Annotated in this window: 19 protein-coding genes and 1 tRNA gene; 13 read left to right on the top strand and 7 right to left on the bottom strand. The window is 45.5% G+C overall.

Annotated elements, in window-relative coordinates:
* The first annotated feature begins 49 nt into the window (after positions 1–49).
* Entirely contained in the window at positions 50–595 is a 546-nt protein-coding gene (locus Q0307_RS17340; RefSeq protein WP_298662347.1) for an alpha/beta hydrolase, read from the top strand.
* Positions 596–713: 118 nt separating this feature from the next.
* Positions 714–1,487, top strand: a complete 774-nt coding sequence (locus Q0307_RS17335; protein WP_298662346.1) for an AMP nucleosidase — start codon at positions 714–716, stop codon at positions 1,485–1,487.
* 3 nt (positions 1,488–1,490) lie between these two features.
* Here the strand turns inward: Q0307_RS17335 and Q0307_RS17330 are convergent, their stop codons facing one another.
* The 3 genes from Q0307_RS17330 to Q0307_RS17320 form a co-directional block, all read right to left on the bottom strand.
* Positions 1,491–2,381, bottom strand: coding sequence for a DUF2817 domain-containing protein (locus Q0307_RS17330; RefSeq protein WP_298662345.1), 891 nt, complete (start codon positions 2,379–2,381; stop codon positions 1,491–1,493).
* A gap of 243 nt (positions 2,382–2,624) precedes the next feature.
* Positions 2,625–2,786, bottom strand: a complete 162-nt coding sequence (locus tag Q0307_RS17325) for a hypothetical protein (RefSeq protein ID WP_298662344.1) — start codon at positions 2,784–2,786, stop codon at positions 2,625–2,627.
* A gap of 28 nt (positions 2,787–2,814) precedes the next feature.
* Positions 2,815–2,888 (bottom strand) — tRNA-Gly (locus Q0307_RS17320).
* A 168-nt stretch (positions 2,889–3,056) separates the two neighbouring features.
* Here Q0307_RS17320 and mutY point away from each other — a divergent pair.
* Together mutY and Q0307_RS17310 are read left to right on the top strand one after the other, a co-directional pair.
* On the top strand, positions 3,057–4,106 hold the full coding sequence (mutY, locus tag Q0307_RS17315; protein ID WP_298662343.1) for an A/G-specific adenine glycosylase: 1,050 nt from the start codon (positions 3,057–3,059) through the stop codon (positions 4,104–4,106).
* Complete coding sequence (locus Q0307_RS17310) at positions 4,103–4,369, top strand: oxidative damage protection protein (protein WP_298662341.1); 267 nt, start codon at positions 4,103–4,105, stop codon at positions 4,367–4,369. Before mutY ends, Q0307_RS17310 begins: the two co-directional genes overlap by 4 nt.
* Before the next feature lie 48 nt (positions 4,370–4,417).
* On the opposite strand, the gene Q0307_RS17305 is transcribed toward Q0307_RS17310, so the two are convergent.
* Positions 4,418–5,020, bottom strand: a complete 603-nt coding sequence (locus Q0307_RS17305) for a DUF1131 family protein (protein WP_298662339.1) — start codon at positions 5,018–5,020, stop codon at positions 4,418–4,420.
* Between the two features lie 443 nt (positions 5,021–5,463).
* Between Q0307_RS17305 and Q0307_RS17300 the strand changes: the two genes are divergently transcribed.
* Positions 5,464–6,360 carry a 5'-3' exonuclease H3TH domain-containing protein gene (locus Q0307_RS17300; RefSeq protein WP_298662337.1) on the top strand — a complete coding sequence of 299 codons (897 nt, stop codon included), beginning with the start codon at positions 5,464–5,466 and terminating at the stop codon, positions 6,358–6,360.
* Here the strand turns inward: Q0307_RS17300 and Q0307_RS17295 are convergent.
* From Q0307_RS17295 to Q0307_RS17285, 3 genes are all read right to left on the bottom strand, one after another.
* Positions 6,357–6,839 (bottom strand): hypothetical protein, encoded by a 483-nt coding sequence (locus Q0307_RS17295; protein WP_298662335.1) that lies wholly within the window; start codon positions 6,837–6,839, stop codon positions 6,357–6,359. The genes Q0307_RS17300 and Q0307_RS17295 overlap by 4 nt on opposite strands.
* Positions 6,840–6,900: 61 nt before the next feature.
* A complete protein-coding gene (locus Q0307_RS17290; protein WP_298662334.1) occupies positions 6,901–7,383 on the bottom strand; it encodes a hypothetical protein in 483 nt (160 codons plus the stop codon).
* 42 nt (positions 7,384–7,425) lie between these two features.
* Positions 7,426–9,321, bottom strand: a complete 1,896-nt coding sequence (locus tag Q0307_RS17285; RefSeq protein WP_298662332.1) for an ATP-binding cassette domain-containing protein — start codon at positions 9,319–9,321, stop codon at positions 7,426–7,428.
* Positions 9,322–9,536: 215 nt separating this feature from the next.
* Between Q0307_RS17285 and Q0307_RS17280 the strand changes: the two genes are divergently transcribed.
* From Q0307_RS17280 to hutU, 8 genes are all read left to right on the top strand, one after another.
* Complete coding sequence (locus Q0307_RS17280; RefSeq protein WP_298662331.1) at positions 9,537–9,755, top strand: DUF1127 domain-containing protein; 219 nt, start codon at positions 9,537–9,539, stop codon at positions 9,753–9,755.
* 200 nt (positions 9,756–9,955) lie between these two features.
* On the top strand, positions 9,956–10,120 hold the full coding sequence (locus Q0307_RS17275) for a rubredoxin (RefSeq protein WP_298662330.1): 165 nt from the start codon (positions 9,956–9,958) through the stop codon (positions 10,118–10,120).
* A gap of 72 nt (positions 10,121–10,192) precedes the next feature.
* Positions 10,193–10,951: a YebC/PmpR family DNA-binding transcriptional regulator gene (locus Q0307_RS17270; RefSeq protein WP_298662328.1), complete on the top strand. Its 759-nt coding sequence runs from the start codon at positions 10,193–10,195 to the stop codon at positions 10,949–10,951.
* Between the two features lie 12 nt (positions 10,952–10,963).
* On the top strand, positions 10,964–11,473 hold the full coding sequence (gene ruvC, locus Q0307_RS17265) for a crossover junction endodeoxyribonuclease RuvC (RefSeq protein ID WP_298662326.1): 510 nt from the start codon (positions 10,964–10,966) through the stop codon (positions 11,471–11,473).
* 27 nt (positions 11,474–11,500) lie between these two features.
* On the top strand, positions 11,501–12,112 hold the full coding sequence (gene ruvA, locus Q0307_RS17260; protein WP_298662324.1) for a Holliday junction branch migration protein RuvA: 612 nt from the start codon (positions 11,501–11,503) through the stop codon (positions 12,110–12,112).
* 714 nt (positions 12,113–12,826) lie between these two features.
* Complete coding sequence (hutI, locus tag Q0307_RS17255) at positions 12,827–14,065, top strand: imidazolonepropionase (RefSeq protein WP_298662322.1); 1,239 nt, start codon at positions 12,827–12,829, stop codon at positions 14,063–14,065.
* Positions 14,058–15,011, top strand: coding sequence for a formimidoylglutamase (gene hutG, locus Q0307_RS17250; protein WP_298662320.1), 954 nt, complete (start codon positions 14,058–14,060; stop codon positions 15,009–15,011). The genes hutI and hutG overlap by 8 nt, the downstream gene beginning before the upstream one ends.
* On the top strand, positions 15,004–16,674 hold the full coding sequence (gene hutU / locus Q0307_RS17245; RefSeq protein WP_298662318.1) for a urocanate hydratase: 1,671 nt from the start codon (positions 15,004–15,006) through the stop codon (positions 16,672–16,674). The genes hutG and hutU overlap by 8 nt, the downstream gene beginning before the upstream one ends.
* Position 16,675: the final 1 nt, after the last annotated feature.

Genomic DNA, 16,675 nt, shown 5'->3' with positions numbered 1-16,675 from the left:
TTACAAGCTTTCAGTTAGACTACTCTGAAAAGTTAAGCGGATACCAATCATGCAAACCCGTACTCCCCAGCTTCTCGTCCTCCCCGGCATCTACAATTCCGATGCAGATCACTGGCAAACTCGTTGGGAAGCAATCTTCCCTAATGCCACCCGCGTACAACAACGTGACTGGGATCACCCCAGTTGCACTGAATGGGTAGCAACGCTTGAACAAGCTGTCCAACAACAAACTCAACCTGTGATTCTAGTTGCTCACAGCTTAGGCTGTTTAACAGTCGCTCATTGGTCAGCACAAACACAGCAACACCTTCAAGGCGCTTTATTAGTCTCTGTGCCTGATCCACAAGGAACCAATTTTCCCAAGGATGCTAAAGGTTATGAACAGACACCGATGCAGCCTCTGCCATTCAAAAGTATTATAGTTTGCAGTACGAATGATCCTTATGGTTCAGCAGCATACATGCAGCACTGCGCACAGGCTTGGGGTAGTGAGTTAGCCGTGATCGGTGACTATGGGCATATTAATGCCAGCAGCGGTTTAGGTGCTTGGGAGCAAGGACAAACATTACTTGCCAAACTCATGCAAGCTGCTTAAATTTAGACTTTGAGGCTAGAAAGATAGGAACTTTCTAAGAAGATTATTATCTCCTTCCTCTATTTAAAAGCCTGCATCACAGACAGGTTCCGCTAATAACAATAAGGACGAACATCGTATGCGCACTAAACAAGAGATTGTGGCTAATTGGCTACCTCGCTATACCGGCTTAACTCCAGAAAGCATTGGGCAATATATTCTGTTGGTCAATTTCAATCAATACGTGGAAATTTTTGCTCGCTGGCATAATGTGCCCATGCTTGGGGCTGACCGCAGTATGCCGAATGCGACCGCGAATAATATTACGATTATTAATTTTGGCATGGGTAGCCCCAATGCAGCCACGATTCTGGATTTATTAAGTGCGGTACACCCTAAAGCAGTACTGTTCTTAGGCAAATGTGGCGGCCTAAAAAAGAAGAATCAGCTCGGTGATTTAATCCTGCCGATTGCTGCGATTCGCGGTGAAGGTACTTCTAGCGATTACTTCCCAAGCGAAGTACCCGCCTTACCGGCGTTTAGTTTGCAAAAAGCCGTTTCCACCACCATTTCGCGCAAATACCAACGCGAATATTGGACAGGAACGGTGTACACCACGAATCGCCGCGTTTGGGAACATGACGATACTTTCAAAGCCTATTTAAAAAGTATCCGCTGTATGGCGATTGATATGGAAACCGCGACTATTTTTAGTGCTGGATTCTTCAATGAAATTCCTGTTGGGGCTTTATTGCTAGTTTCAGATCGCCCAATGGAACCCGAAGGTGTTAAAACTGAAGCCAGCGATAAAAAAGTAAGTGCCGATTTTGTTGAGCAGCATTTACGTATTGGTATCGACTCACTCAACGAATTGATTAATAACGGCCTGTCAGTTAAGCACTTGCGCTTTTAGAGCTCAGAAGGTTTCAAGCAGCGCGCCTCTATTTTCACAAGGAGCTAAATGCCTTGTATGAGAAGGTAGCTGAGTGAGTAATTTATCTAAAACCTTTCGATGGATACTCACCCGTTGCTCAAGGGCTAATTGCATGGGCGTCTCAATAATATAAGTCTGCTCCACACCTTGTTCACGGGCATATTGGGAAAGAGTCGGACGTGGGTTAGTAGCAAAATCCTCCGCCGCTACTTGATACACCCCTTGCGGTACTTGTTTTGCGACCTCCACCCCTAATGCCTTAGCTAGCTGTTGTACTAACCTTGGCGTAAAACTAGGATCAGGGTTCGCATAAGTGAGCAAATAAAAGCCCGAGTGCTGGCTATCTTCATGCAAATCCACGACCAAACGGCAACTCTCTTTGGCCAATAATTGCTTTACCAAAACAGTTTCTTGCGTGCCTTGCAATGCAAAATTACGGGCTATATCCTGCCCCTCATAGTTATAACGAAAGCCATGCTCCCAACCCCAAGGATTGACGAGTGGTAGAATGGCAAAATTCGTTTGCGGATAAAGGCTGCTATCTCTAGCTAGATCATCAATTAACGATAAGGCCGCTTCAGTACCCGCAATTTCATTGCCATGCACCCCCGCAAAAATACAAACGGGCGCTTGTTTGGCCACTCGTTGCACCCGCACAACTTTTAACGGAAAGGTTTGTTGTGCATAGTGCACACTACCTAATGACTGCATAGGTAAACCAGTGGCTGTTAAACGCTGAATAACTGTGTTTACATAGCGCTGAGGCATAGGATGCCAGAACTCAGCCCAAGCCTTTATGGGGCTTACTTGACTAGAGCAAGCTATTAGATTAATCAATACTAAACTAGTAATAAAGGCTTGTGTAAAATTCATGGCTAAGACAGTGAAGAAAATCAACACATAAACATAAGATATTGATTAAATTATAGAAATAGAAATTTAATAATGTACCCGCTAATCTACCCTTTTTAACCTGCTTACTGTTGAATTCGCTCTAGTAAATGAGCCGATGATATCAACACATACTCATGCCCACTCTTGAACTTATCCAGCAGCTTCAACTTATTAGCTAGTACTATTAAGTCATTACGCACAGTCTCATAGGACACAGCGTGTTCAACATTCGCGCCAATAGCTCAATGTCAGGCACAGTTGATTCTCTAGACTTAAACTCGGACGGCCACATTTCTTCTTAGCCGCTTCCGCTTGAGCCAAAACATCAACAAGCTCATCGAATAAACCACACTCCATCCCTACACTGCGGCTGAAGGTTTTCACTGATAAGGTAAGGCTTGAAATGAGTATTTGGAGCGGGTGAAGGGAATCGAACCCTCGTATGAAGCTTGGGAAGCTGCCGTTCTACCATTGAACTACACCCGCACTCGTGTGAGTAGGAGCGCTATTGTAGAGTGTTTTTCTACAGACAACAATCATCTAGGCTAAGAACCGCTTAGTTTCACGGAAAGCTGATGGAGAGCTTAGGGGATTTATACATCTGCCCAGAATTTCACTATCCTAGGTTTTTGCATCTTTAGATGGGTAGTATCAGTGCTTGAAAGCTTTGCAGATAAAGTATTGACGTGGTTTGATCAGAACGGTCGCAGGCATTTGCCTTGGCAACATAATCCCACGCCGTATCGCGTCTGGATTTCTGAGATCATGCTGCAGCAGACGCAAGTGACTACGGTTATTCCCTACTATCAGCGCTTTATGCAAAGCTTTCCTGATATTCAAAGTTTAGCGAATGCTTCGTCTGATGCGGTGCTCAAGCATTGGGAAGGCTTAGGCTATTACACCCGTGCTCGCAATTTACACAAAGCAGCCCAACTTATTTGTACTCAGCATGCTGGTGAATTTCCCACTACTTTAGCGGGAGTTGAAGCTTTACCGGGCATTGGACGCTCTACAGCAGGTGCAATTCTCTCCTTAGCATTTAATCAGGCACAGGCGATTTTAGATGGCAATGTGAAGCGCGTGTTAGCACGCTATCATGCGGTGGAAGGTTATCCGGGGCAGTCAGCGGTACAGAAGCAACTCTGGGCTCATGCAGAACAGCATGTACCACCAGAACGGAATGCCGCTTATACTCAAGCAATGATGGATCTGGGCGCAACCTTGTGTACGCGCAGCAATCCTGCCTGTTTACTATGCCCGATTCAAACCGATTGCCAAGCCTTTAAGCTAGGTAGGCCTGAAGCCTATCCTGCCCCACACCCTGCTAAAGACTTACCTGAAAAACAAGCCGTGGCTTTAATGCTCAGAAATGCTGAGGGCGAAATTGCTTTAGAGAAACGTCCACCCACTGGCATTTGGGGTGGATTATGGAGTTTTCCAGAGTTTCCTGACGAACAAACCGCTTTAGCCACTGTGACGACCCAACCCTTAGCAATTGCCAGCTTACCTACCATCACACATAGCTTTTCACATTTTACTTTGCACTTAAAGCCTTTGTTAGTCGATGTGCAGGATTTACACGCAGCCACTGATAGAATAATGGATAGGGATAGCTGGCTTTGGTATAAAGCCGGTACTGAATTTAGCGGTGGGCTGTCTAGCGCAGCTCAACGTCTTTTAAAGCACTTAACGGAGGAAGTATGACTCGAATGGTAAATTGCGTACTCTTAGGCCGCGAAGCAGAAGGTTTAGATCGCCTAACCTATCCCGGAGATTTAGGCAAGCGTGTTTATGAAAATGTCTCGAAGGAGGCTTGGCAACAATGGTTACGTCAACAAACTATGCTCTTAAATGAATATCGCTTAAGCCCAATTAATCCAAAAGATCGTAAGTTTCTTGAAGAAGAAATGGAAAAATTCTTCTTCGGTGCAGGTGCGACTAAGATCGATAATTACAAACCAGCTTAAGACATATCTAGAGTTATTTGCTCCTAAGTTCAGCTTAGGAGCAAGCCGCTAGGGTTGTTTTGTGGGTGCTTTCCAAACAAACTCTTCTAAAACCCAATCTTGCATTTCTGCAGGAGTCGGTACTTTGTCCGTTATCTTAGGGCTAGTCCCGCTGAATAAATACAAAATGCGGGTATTTTTCGGTGCATAACACATTACTTTCCCTGCCCAGTCATCGACACCCGGCGCACATTGTTCAAGGGTTTGTGGCGTATAAATTTCAGAGAATCTAGTGCCCAAAGTATGGCCTAGTTTATTGCCCACCAAGTTGTCATGCACGATCACTGAGAAAATGCGTTTTTGTTGGAAGTCTGGATTAATAGTTAAGACAGGCTTAACTTGTTCCTTAACCGTAATGATGCGATTGTCTTCACCACCATTCAGTGGAGTTTCTTCGGCCACATTATAGTTTTGGAAAGCATCACCAATGCGCACTAGATTAAACGGCGTATCGGCATTTAAGGGTCCAACACCGTCTTCTGAGAGCATAAACGCGGGCGTCGGTACATTTTCAACGATGGAAGCCTGCACATCCTCACGACTGCTACAGGCAGCCAAATGACTCGCTCCTAACATTAACGCAGCTAAGTGATACAGCGATTTAACCTTCATACTGCAAGCTCCTTGCCCTTTTGATTCCTGCCAGCTATCAAAATACCCTGTTCTGAAGCAGTCTGCTGTCCATTTTTAAAGCATAGCCTTAAAACTAAAAATAACTTAAAAAAATTGCGAATTAAATCAACATGCTTACCGTTCGTCGGTTAACTACCACCTTATATTACAGCAACTGCCCAGCTTAAAGGTAAAGCGGCTATATACAATACTGAACAGATGATGAACGAGGCTTGAACCTAAAGGACTAGCTAGTTCAAGTGAAGTTCAACAACCGGAAAATGCCCGAATCCTTTACCGGAATTATAAAAAAACGTTTCAGCCTCATACCAACAGCGGATGCTCCCAAGCCAAGGCTTTTAAGGTAAAGGATTTCTTTCATTAAACCACCGTATGTTTACGGTGGTTTGCTATGCTTAAGCTTTTATAAACTATACCTCAGTATGCCCAACTCTTTACAGGTTTCACTCGAGCGCATTTGGCTCATTGATGCGAGTATTTTTGTTTTCCGTGCTTGGTTTATCCGTAACCCCTTTCCTAAGGATAAGGCTGGTAATCCTGTCAATGCAGTACATGGCTTTTTGCGTTTTGTATATCACCTATTGCATGAACAAAAACCACAGCAGATTGGGTTCGCTTTTGACACTAGCCTGCAAAGCTCAGAGCGTAAAACGATTTACCCAGAATACAAGGCCAACCGCAGCTCAGCACCTGATGAATTGAAATATCAATTTCAGTGTTGCCGTGATTTTTTAGATGCCTTAGGCATTACGCAAGCAGCAAGCACCACGCATGAGGCCGATGATCTAATCGGCACTTGGGCAGCACAAAACCGCAATCCACACCGACAAATCATCATTGTTAGTGGTGATAAAGATCTCGCACAATTACTAAAAGCGGAAGATATTTGGTGGGATTATAACCGGCGTGGTGCTCTGCATGCGGGTGGGGTCAAAGATAGCTTTGGAGTTTGGCCTGAGCAAATTGCTGACCAACTCGCGATTGCTGGCGACAAAGCCGATAATATTCCGGGTGTGCCGGGAGTGGGTATGTCAACTGCGGCTAAGCTGCTGAAGCGCTTCGGTTCTTTGGATAATATGCTGGCAAATCTTGAGCAAATTGGCAGTATGCAAGTTTTAGGTGCAAAGCGTTTGCAGCAGCTCGTCACTCAACATCAGGATACCATTCGCTTAGCTCGACAACTCACCACGATTAATTGTCAAGTCCCAGAAGCACCCACCGATTTAACGCGCAAACCCAAAGATTTAGCGCGTTTACAAGCGTTATGCGCACTGCTCAAGCTCTCATCTGAACAATATGAATTATGGGCAGCGGTTTAATTCGGTAAATTCGCTAAAGTAGTCGGGCGAGCAGCAAGAATAACGCCTAAGCCTAAAAATATCGGCTCTAAACCACTTAATATCTTTTGTATTAATAAGCCTTTTTCAGAACTAACCCCAGCAGTGAATAATAAAACAACTATCCAAAGCCCTAACAAGATTAACAGTGCACTTAACCACCATTTGTATGTTGATCGTCGGCGCTTATATAAAGGACGAAATACTAAAAAATAGTAAAAAACAAAAATGAAACTATAAGATGCAAGAAGAGCTATTATAAAAAGGAACAGACCATCCCACGATAAGCTTAGAATCCAAGGCTCTTTTTGTAGGGTTACAATAAAGCTAATTGTTGTAAACAAGACGGAATATAGCACAGCTAAGCTCATCAATCCGTACAGTAGTTTTAAAGAATAGGGCAATGGCCGGTAATTTAAGTCTTTAACTTTAGAGCGCGGGGGTTCATAGAGACTATTCATGCTGATCAATTATGCTAAGTGATTAATCAAGCATAGCCCATTACTCAAGTACACGACATCACTAGTTCGTTAAATGCTCTAAAGCAGCCGGTCGAGCTGCTAATAAACCACCGAGTATCAATAAACCAATTTCTGCAGCGGCTAAGCTTACATCAACCATAGAGCTTACTACCTGCGGATTATCATCAGGCAGTAGCACAAACCATAACCACAAAAGCGCTAAAATCAAAACTGCAATCAACCACCAGCGGCTAGTCGTGCGCCTACGTAATTGCAAAGGTCGAAACACTAAAAAGTAATAGAAAGCGAATAATAAGGCATACCCAGAACCGGCTAAGCCTAACAGCATCAATTGCTGCGTCCAAGGTAAAAGGAAAATCCACGAAGCGGCTTTGACGACATTGACAAAACCTATCGTGGTAGAAATAAATGAACAGCTAAAAGCCAAACCCATTAGCCAATACAAAGTCTTTAAGGCCGGGGGTAAAGGTTGATAGCTTAAATCCTGAAGGATAGCCTGTGGGGTCTTGTAGGGGTTGTTCATCAGCAGCCTGCTTACACTCACGCGACCCTGTAAGCATAACCACTACTCCGCTAAAGCGGTTTCATACTCCTCGCTTAAGGTCATCCATTCCAGCTCAACGGTTTCTAAACGTTCTTCCAAGGCACTTTTATCCAGTAGCCATTGCTTTAAATTGGCTTTATTCGTGTCAGTGTAGCTTTCAGGAGCAGCTAAAACGGCTTCCAATTTGACTTTCTGCTGATGGAGCTTATTCATTTCTTGCTCAAGTTGATCGACTTTACGCTTGAGTGGCTGCAGTTGCTTACGCTTTTCTGCTGACTCACGACGTTGATCTTTGCGTCCAGCCGCACTATGGGCTGTCGTAGTGGTTGCAGCCGGTTTACTAGCTGCTTCTTCGTCGCGAAAGCGGTTTTGTAGCCATGTTGCATAATCGTCTAAATCACCATCAAACTCAGTCGCCTTACCACTATCGACTAAGATGAGTTGATCAGTGACGGTTTTCAACATGTGGCGATCATGCGAAACAATCACCATCGCGCCATTAAACTCCTGCAAAGCCATGCTTAGGGCTAGGCGCATGTCTAAATCAAGATGGTTGGTAGGTTCGTCAAGCAACAGCAAGTTAGGACGCTGATAAATCAATAAAGCTAAAGCGAGACGCGCTTTTTCCCCACCCGAAAACGGCTCAACCGCTTCATCCACTCGTTCGCCATGAAAGGCAAAGCCACCGAGATAATTGCGCAAATCCTGTTCACGTGCTTGCTTATCTAAGGCACGCAAATGCTGTAAAGGTGATTGATCAATTTTGAGCTGCTCTAATTGATGCTGAGCAAAATAACCCACTTTTAAATCTTGTGCTTGCCAGCATTCACCTGCTTGAGCGGGTAATTGACCCGCAAGGAATTTAATTAAAGTGGATTTGCCCGCACCGTTCGGGCCAATCAAACCAATGCGTTCACCGGGTAAAATCTGTAAGCGCACATGGGCAATAATGGTTTTATCACCGTAGCCGACGCTCACCCCACTCAGATTGAGTAAACGATCTGGCATTTTTTCAGGGTCACGAAAGCTAAAACTGAAGGGTGAATCCACATGCGCTGGAGCAATCACCTCCATACGCTCAAGGGCTTTTAAGCGGCTTTGAGCTTGACGAGCTTTGGTGGCTTGGGCACGGAAACGATCGACATAGCGCTGCATATGCTCACGTTCACGCTTTTGCTTTTCATAAGCAGATTGTTGCTGAGCAAGCTTTTCTGCACGGGTAATTTCAAAAGTCGAATAATTACCGCCGTATAAAGTCAAACGTGCTTGTTCAATATGCGCAATTTGCGTACAAATCGCATCCAGAAACTCACGGTCATGCGAAATCAGTAACAAAGTGCCACGATAGCTTTTTAACCAATCTTGCAGCCAAATCACCGCATCCAAATCCAGATGATTAGTCGGCTCATCAAGCAGCAATAAATCGGAACGACACATTAAAGCCTGTGCCAGATTCAAACGCATCCGCCAACCACCGGAAAAACTCGAAACCGGACGCTGCATCTCTTCAGGTTTAAACCCTAAACCATGTAGCAAGGTCGCCGCACGACTTTCAGCCGTGTAACCATCAATGGCATCTAAGCGCGCATGTAGTTCACCTAAGCGTGCGCCCTCTGCCTCTGCGATCTGAACTTGTAAGTTCACATATTCCGCGTCGCCTTGCAGGGCATACTCTAAGGCGGTTTGCGTACTAGAAGGGGTTTCTTGCTTGACATGCGCTAACACCCAAGCGGGGGGCATGGAAAAAACACCACTGTCTTGCCCCAGTTCACCGCGAATCAGAGCGAATAAGCTCGACTTGCCTACACCATTAGCACCGGTCAAACCGACTTTTTGTCCCGGGTGAATGCTAAAAGAAGTACTTTCGAGTAAAGCCTTGGGGCCACGACGTAAAGAGAGTTCAGAAAAAACAATCATGCTGCTTAAATATTAGGTTAGCTCTATAAATGGCGGCGAGTATACCTGAAAACCAAGAAAGCTTGGTGTTAGCAAAAGCGCTAAAAGTTCCCGACTTAAATGCATTGTAAGGTTAACTTATCTCACCCTCCCCTTGAAAAAGCCTTGCTTGCTGCAATGCAACAAAATTCTTAAGCTACACTGGTCAAAACAAAATAACTTTTAGCGGAGATAAAATGAAAAGTTTATTTAATTTTTTTAGTAGTTTAGTGCACCCAGAAGCTGCCGCTAATGACAGCGAACATAGCGGCTCTGAAATTCGTCAAGCAATCCGTGACCTGCATTCCTTAAGTGACCGTGATTTAAGCGATATGGGTTTAGTACGTAGTGAAATCGAATATGCTGTTCGCCATGGCCGTAAAGGCATCGACGATGAACAGCGTCATGTTGCTTAAGTTTAAGTATTTTCCTCCAGCTCAGCGAGTTTAAGTAACTCCTCCTCTACTTAGACTCGTTTGAGTGGATCTGTCTTCTACTGCTCCTTTCTTCCCCAGTTACTTCTTACTTTGCCCACCAGCTTTATTTGAATTATTCAGGTTCATTTCTGATAATCACCAGCCAGATACCTGATTGTAATTTGCTTGGAGTAGATTAGATGAAAGCTTGGATGTGCCTTGTCTGTGGCTTTATGTATGATGAAGAACTGGGTTTACCTGATGAAGGTATCGTTCCTGGTACGCGCTGGGATGATGTACCTAATGATTGGGTTTGCCCAGAATGTGGGGTCACTAAAGCCGATTTTGTGATGGTCGAGATTTGAAACCCGCCCAAGCATAAATAGGCTGTGATAGACTACCTGCCATTTTTTGAAGTTAGTAGATGAGATTGAGTTATGGCTGGCCATAGTAAGTGGGCAAATATTAAACACCAGAAAGCCGCAGTGGATAAAAAACGTGGCAAAGTTTGGACGAAACTGATTCGGGAAATCACCGTTGCCGCCCGTGAAGGCAAAACCGCTGATCCGAATGCTTATCCACGTTTACGTTTAGCGGTTGCCAAAGCACTCGGCGCAAATATGCCGAAAGATACGATTGAAAAAGCCTGCAAACGCGGGGCTGGTGAATTAGGTGCAGACAATTATACCGATGTCACTTATGAAGGTTATGGCCCTGGTGGGATTGCGGTTTTAGTGGAAACTTCAACCGATAACCTCAATCGCACGGTTGCTGAAGTGCGACATGCCTTTAGTAAGAATGGCGGTAACTTAGGTACGAATGGTTCAGTGGCTTATATGTTCAAAAACCTAGGCGTGATGAGTTTCGCTGCGGGTGTGAATGAAGATGCCCTGATGGAAGCTGCTCTAGAAGCCGGTGCGAGTGATGTCGTCACTGAAGATGATGGCACTATTGAAGTTATCACTACTCCAGAAGATTTCGCAGCCGTGCAAACAGCTTTAGTAGAAGCAGGCTTTACTCCTGATAGCTCTGAAGTCACTATGCGGGCGGATAATTTGACTGAAATTACTGATTTAGAAGTCGCCGAGAAGCTGTTAAAAATGATTGATCTCTTAGAGGACTTAGATGATGTTCAAGAGGTCTATTCCAATGCAGATATTTCAGAATCTGTAATGACCGCTTTAACGGCTGAATAAGCGAAAATTAAGATGACTCGGCGCATCATCGGTATTGACCCCGGTTCTCGGATTACCGGAATCGGTGTCATTGAGACCGATGGACAAAAAATCAAGCATATCTATAGTACCTGTATCCGCTTAGGTGATCGTCCTTTACCTGAACGTTTGGGGATTATTTTTGCTGAAATCTCACAAATCATTCGCGCTTGGCATCCTGATGAAATGAGTGTGGAAGATGTGTTCGTGGCCACTAATGCCGGTGGCGCATTAAAATTAGGCCAAGCACGGGGTGCAGCGATTTGTGCGGGGGTGACTTTGCTGTTGCCCGTGCATGAATACAGCGCCAAGCAAGTTAAACAAGCAACCGTCGGTAAAGGCGCTGCAGATAAGGCGCAAGTGCAGCATATGGTAAAAGTCTTACTCAATCTCCAAGGCCAATTACAAGCGGACACTGCGGATGCCTTAGCTGTCGCCTTGTGCCATGCTCATACCAGTCATTTAAATAATCGCATTGCTCAAGCGGTGCGCCTGATCCGCTAAAGATTCGCTTCATTCAAAGGAAAGACCATGATCGGCTTATTGCGCGGCAAAGTTATTTATAAGCAGCCTCCCGAACTTTTACTTGAAGTGCATGGTGTAGGCTATGAGCTACAAGCTTCCATGAATACCTTCTATAATCTGCCGCTTGATCAGCAAACTGAAGTGACAATTTATACGCATTTCGTCGTGCGCGAAGATGCTCAAACCTTATTTGGCTTTAGCTCACAAGATGAACGCGCCCTCTTCCGTCATCTTCTGAAGGTCACAGGCATAGGCCCAAAGATGGCTCTAGCCATCGTTTCAGGTATGACTCCCACTGAATTTGCCCAACTAATTCATGCAGCCGATGCCAATGCCCTGAGTCGCATTCCGGGCGTAGGTAAAAAAACCGCTGAGCGCTTAATTATCGAAATGCGTGATCGCTTACCAAGAGTCGATACTAGCCAGCCACTTATAGGCAACCATAAACAGTCAAACACTCCTTTCACAATTATTTCCCCTGTTGAAGAGGCGCTCAATGCGTTATTAGCTTTAGGCTATAAACCTGCTCAAGCCAGCAAAATGATTGCGCCTTTAGAAAATCAAAATCTCAATGTTGAAGAAATGATTCGCCAAGCTTTACGCTCTAGCCTCAGCTAACGCTCCTTTCTACCGCTCATAATCTGACAATCAGTGACACAAAGCCGACTTCTGGCTGTTTTGTGTCAATTGCTACTGTCAGTTCTGTCACTTCTTGACAGTTTCATACTGATTAGCTTTGTCGATTAAATAAACTTAATTTCTTTGAACACCTTACAGATCATGTAGTTAAGTCGCTACCAATCAAGTTGGCACAGCCGTTGCAGTATACAGATCACAAGGGACGAGAATAAAAAAAGAAAGGGTTAACGGAATAAAGACAACAAGCCCCAAGAGGTAGAAAGCAGGCATAAAACAACAACAAAAATAAGTTGCCTGTAAGACCTCGACTCCTGATACCCCCTGCGTAAGTGGGGGGGACTTTAGGAGAAGTTAGAAGTTCAACAGCAAGCCCTAAGAGGTAGCGAGTTAGGCTTAATACATAATAAAAATAAGTAGCCTGCCATGCCTCGACTCCTGATACCCCCTGTGTTAACAGCGCAGGGGGGATTTAAAACAGAGTGTCCTGAGAACTTCGATCAGAACTACAATAAGAATAATTATACAGGTGTAAACCTGCAACCTCTGCCCCCGCTAGCCGGGGGTTTTGTTTTTTCAGATAAGCGGAATTAATAGAGGAAAATCCTCAAGTCTATTAAACAAGATAGTAACTTGACTTTTGCTTTCAGGCTGTTAACGTATATACATATATATACAAATACCTGAGGAGGAGTTGTGTTTCAACTCTGTGAGAAAATTTGGATTAACGTTCAACTGGCAAGCTTTGACCCCATCTCAACGCTAGCCTATGGATTATTACCTAACCAAGCTTTAGGCGTTAGCCAAGGTGTAATTCATTGCATTGCACCGATGGCGACCTTTGAACAAGAATCTTCACAGTTAACGCACTCTCAAATCCTCGACGTCCAAGGTGCTCTCCTCACCCCCGGTCTAATTGACTGCCACACTCACCTCATCCATGCAGGCAACCGTGCCCAAGAATTTGAACAGCGCTTATTAGGTACAAGTTACGAACAAATCGCCCAACAAGGTGGTGGTATCCTTTCTACGGTTCGAGCGACCCGCAATACCAGTGTTGAGCAGTTGATTGAATTAGCAGTTCCACGCTTAAAAGCACTGATTACCGAAGGTATCACCACTATTGAAATAAAATCTGGCTATGGTTTGGATTTAGGCACTGAACTCAAAATGCTGCAGGCAGCACGTGAATTAGCCAAGCGTTTTCCAGTACGCGTATCCACCACCTTATTAGGTGCACATGCTTTACCTCCAGAATACAAACATCGTGCTGATGCGTATGTGGATTGGATTTGTGCAGAACTGCTTCCTGCGGCTGTGGCAGAACATCTAGCCGATGCAGTCGATGTATTTTGTGAGCATTTTGCCTTTAACCCTACACAAACCGAGCGTATTTTGCAGACAGCACAAGCCCACAGTTTAGGCATTCATGTCCACGCCGAACAACTGAGTAATCAACAGGCAGCTACTTTAGCGGTACGCTATCACGCATGGTCAGCCGATCATTTGGAATGGTTGGATGAAACCGGTGTCGCGGCAATGGCGGAGTCTGGCACGGTTGCAACCCTATTGCCCACTGCATTTTATTTCCTACGCGAAACTAAAGTTCCACCGATTGAGCTATTACGTCGCTATCAAGTGCCGATGGCGGTAGCAACGGACTTTAATCCCGGTACGGCGCCTTTGGCTTCAATTCGTTTGGCGATGAACATGGCTTGTACTTTATTTCGCTTAACACCAGAGGAAGCCTTAATGGGTGTGACTCGCCATGCAGCACAAGCCTTAGGTCTGCAAAACCAAATCGGGCAATTACGCAATGGTTTTGCAGCAGATTTTATCGTTTGGGATATCCAACATCCCGCCGAACTAGCTTATCAAGTGGGGATTAATCCGATTAAACAGCGTGTATTTGCAGGAGAGATTACCTATGTCTGAGTTTGATTTTAAGGGTATTTGGACAGGGCGAATTGATCAGGGTGAAATTCCTGAACTCTCCCAGCGATTGCATCAGTTGATCAAACCGCTTGCTAGGGCGAACTCCAGCGGTTTAGCAATTGTTGGCTTTTGCTCGGATGAAGGCGTGCGCCGTAATCAAGGAAGGGTCGGTGCAGCCCAAGCGCCGAACCAAATTCGCAAACTCTTGGCGGGTATTCCATGGAGTATCAAGCAAGTAGTTTATGATGCAGGTAATGTGTGTTGTTTAGAAGGCGATTTGGAAAGCGCACAGATCAATCTTGCTAACCAAATTACTCAGCTACTTGAACAAAATCATTTCCCGATTACCCTCGGGGGTGGACATGAAGTAGCTTATGGGTCTTGGTTGGGTTTAGCCAATCACTTAGCTCGTACACCAGCCCCCAAGATCGGTATCATCAATTTCGATGCACATTTTGATCTTCGCACGGATGCGAATGGCTGCAACTCAGGGACACCCTTTTATCAAATTGCGCAAAGCTGCAAGAAGCGGGGCTGGCCGTTTCAGTATTGCTGTTTGGGTGTGAGTGAAATGGCAAATACTCAAGCTTTATTCCAACGCGCTCAGAATTGGCAAGTGTCTTATCGCTTGGATAAGCAGATGAGCTTGCTGGATTCAGCCGACACCTTATTACAAGTGAAAAACTTCATCGCAGGCTGTGATCACCTTTATCTCACGATTGATTTGGATGTTTTGCCGGCAGGTGTCGCCCCCGGTGTGAGCGCACCAGCCGCACGAGGGGTGAATTTAGAAGTGTTAGAGCCTGTCATTGAATTGATTCGCGCCAGCCAAAAATTGCGCCTCGCCGATATTGCAGAATATAACCCTAACTACGATCAAGATTTACAGACAGCCCGTGTCGCTGCACGACTGTTTTATAGCATCACTGGAGGACAGCATGAATAAGCGTCATGACGCATACCGTCGCATTATCGCCCCCACGGGTACAACCCTAAGCTGTAAATCTTGGCTCACCGAAGCCCCGATGCGCATGTTAATGAATAACCTGCACCCCGATGTCGCGGAGCGCCCTGAAGACTTAGTAGTCTACGGTGGCATTGGGCGAGCGGCACGCGATTGGGCTTGCTATGACAAAATTATCGAAGTACTCAAACGCCTTGAAGACGACCAAACCTTATTAATTCAATCCGGAAAACCCGTCGGTGTCTTCCAAACCCATGCGGATGCACCGCGGGTGTTATTAGCCAACTCTAATCTCGTACCCCATTGGGCGACTTGGGAGCACTTCAATGAACTGGATAAGCAAGGTCTAATGATGTATGGACAAATGACCGCTGGCTCATGGATTTACATTGGTTCGCAGGGCATTGTGCAAGGTACTTATGAAACCTTCGTAGCGATGGCGAAGCAGCATTATCACGGCGATACTAGAGGACGTTGGATTCTCACCGGCGGCTTAGGCGGCATGGGTGGTGCTCAACCTTTAGCGGCAACGATGGCAGGGTTTTCTTGTATCGCGGTCGAATGTGATGAAACGCGCATCGACTTTCGTCTACGCACCCGTTATGTGGATAAAAAAGCTTCTAGCCTTGATGAGGCTTTAGACATGATTGCCACGGCTAAGGCCGAAGGCCAAGCAATTTCAGTAGGTCTCTTAGGTAATTGCGCGGATATTTACCCCGAAATTGTCGCCCGGAATATTTTGCCGGATGTCGTCACTGATCAAACGAGTGCGCACGATCCTTTAAATGGTTATTTACCCAAAGATTGGACTTTGGAGCAAGCTAAAGCTAGGCGCGAAACCGATCCAAATGCGGTCGTGCATGCAGCGAAAGAGTCGATGGCGATTCAAGTACGTGCCATGTTGACCCTACAAGAACGCGGCGCTCCTACTACTGATTATGGCAATAATATTCGGCAGATGGCTTTGGAAAAAGGCGTAGAAAACGCTTTTGATTTCCCCGGTTTCGTACCTGCTTATATTCGCCCCCTGTTCTGTCAAGGTATTGGTCCCTTCCGTTGGGCTGCTTTGTCGGGTGATCCCGAAGATATTTATAAAACTGACCAGAAGGTCAAAGAACTGATTCCAGACGATGCTCATTTGCATCAGTGGCTGGATATGGCGCGTGAACGCATTGCCTTCCAAGGGTTACCCGCGCGTATTTGTTGGGTGGGTTTAAAAGATCGAGCGCGCTTAGGTTTAGCCTTTAATGAGATGGTCAAATCGGGTGAATTGAAAGCACCCATTGTCATCGGACGCGATCATTTAGACTCGGGTTCGGTGGCTAGCCCCAATCGTGAAACCGAAAGTATGCGAGATGGCTCAGATGCGGTGTCGGATTGGCCTTTATTGAATGCCCTGTTGAATACTGCAGGCGGCGCAACTTGGGTCTCCCTGCATCATGGTGGGGGTGTAGGGATGGGCTTTAGCCAACATGCAGGTGTGGTAATTGTTGCCGATGGTACCGAGGCAGCCACTAAGCGTTTAGCGCGCGTCTTACGCAATGATCCAGCTACCGGGGTGATGCGCCATGCAGATGCAGGTTATGAGCTTGCACAAACTTGTGCACGTGAGCATGGCTTAGATTTACCCATGTCGGGGGCTTAAG

Source organism: uncultured Thiothrix sp. (assembly GCF_937873765.1).
GTDB lineage: Bacteria > Pseudomonadota > Gammaproteobacteria > Thiotrichales > Thiotrichaceae > Thiolinea.
Note: the sequence above shows the minus strand (reverse complement) of the source record. Positions and strands in the feature narration are given on the sequence as shown.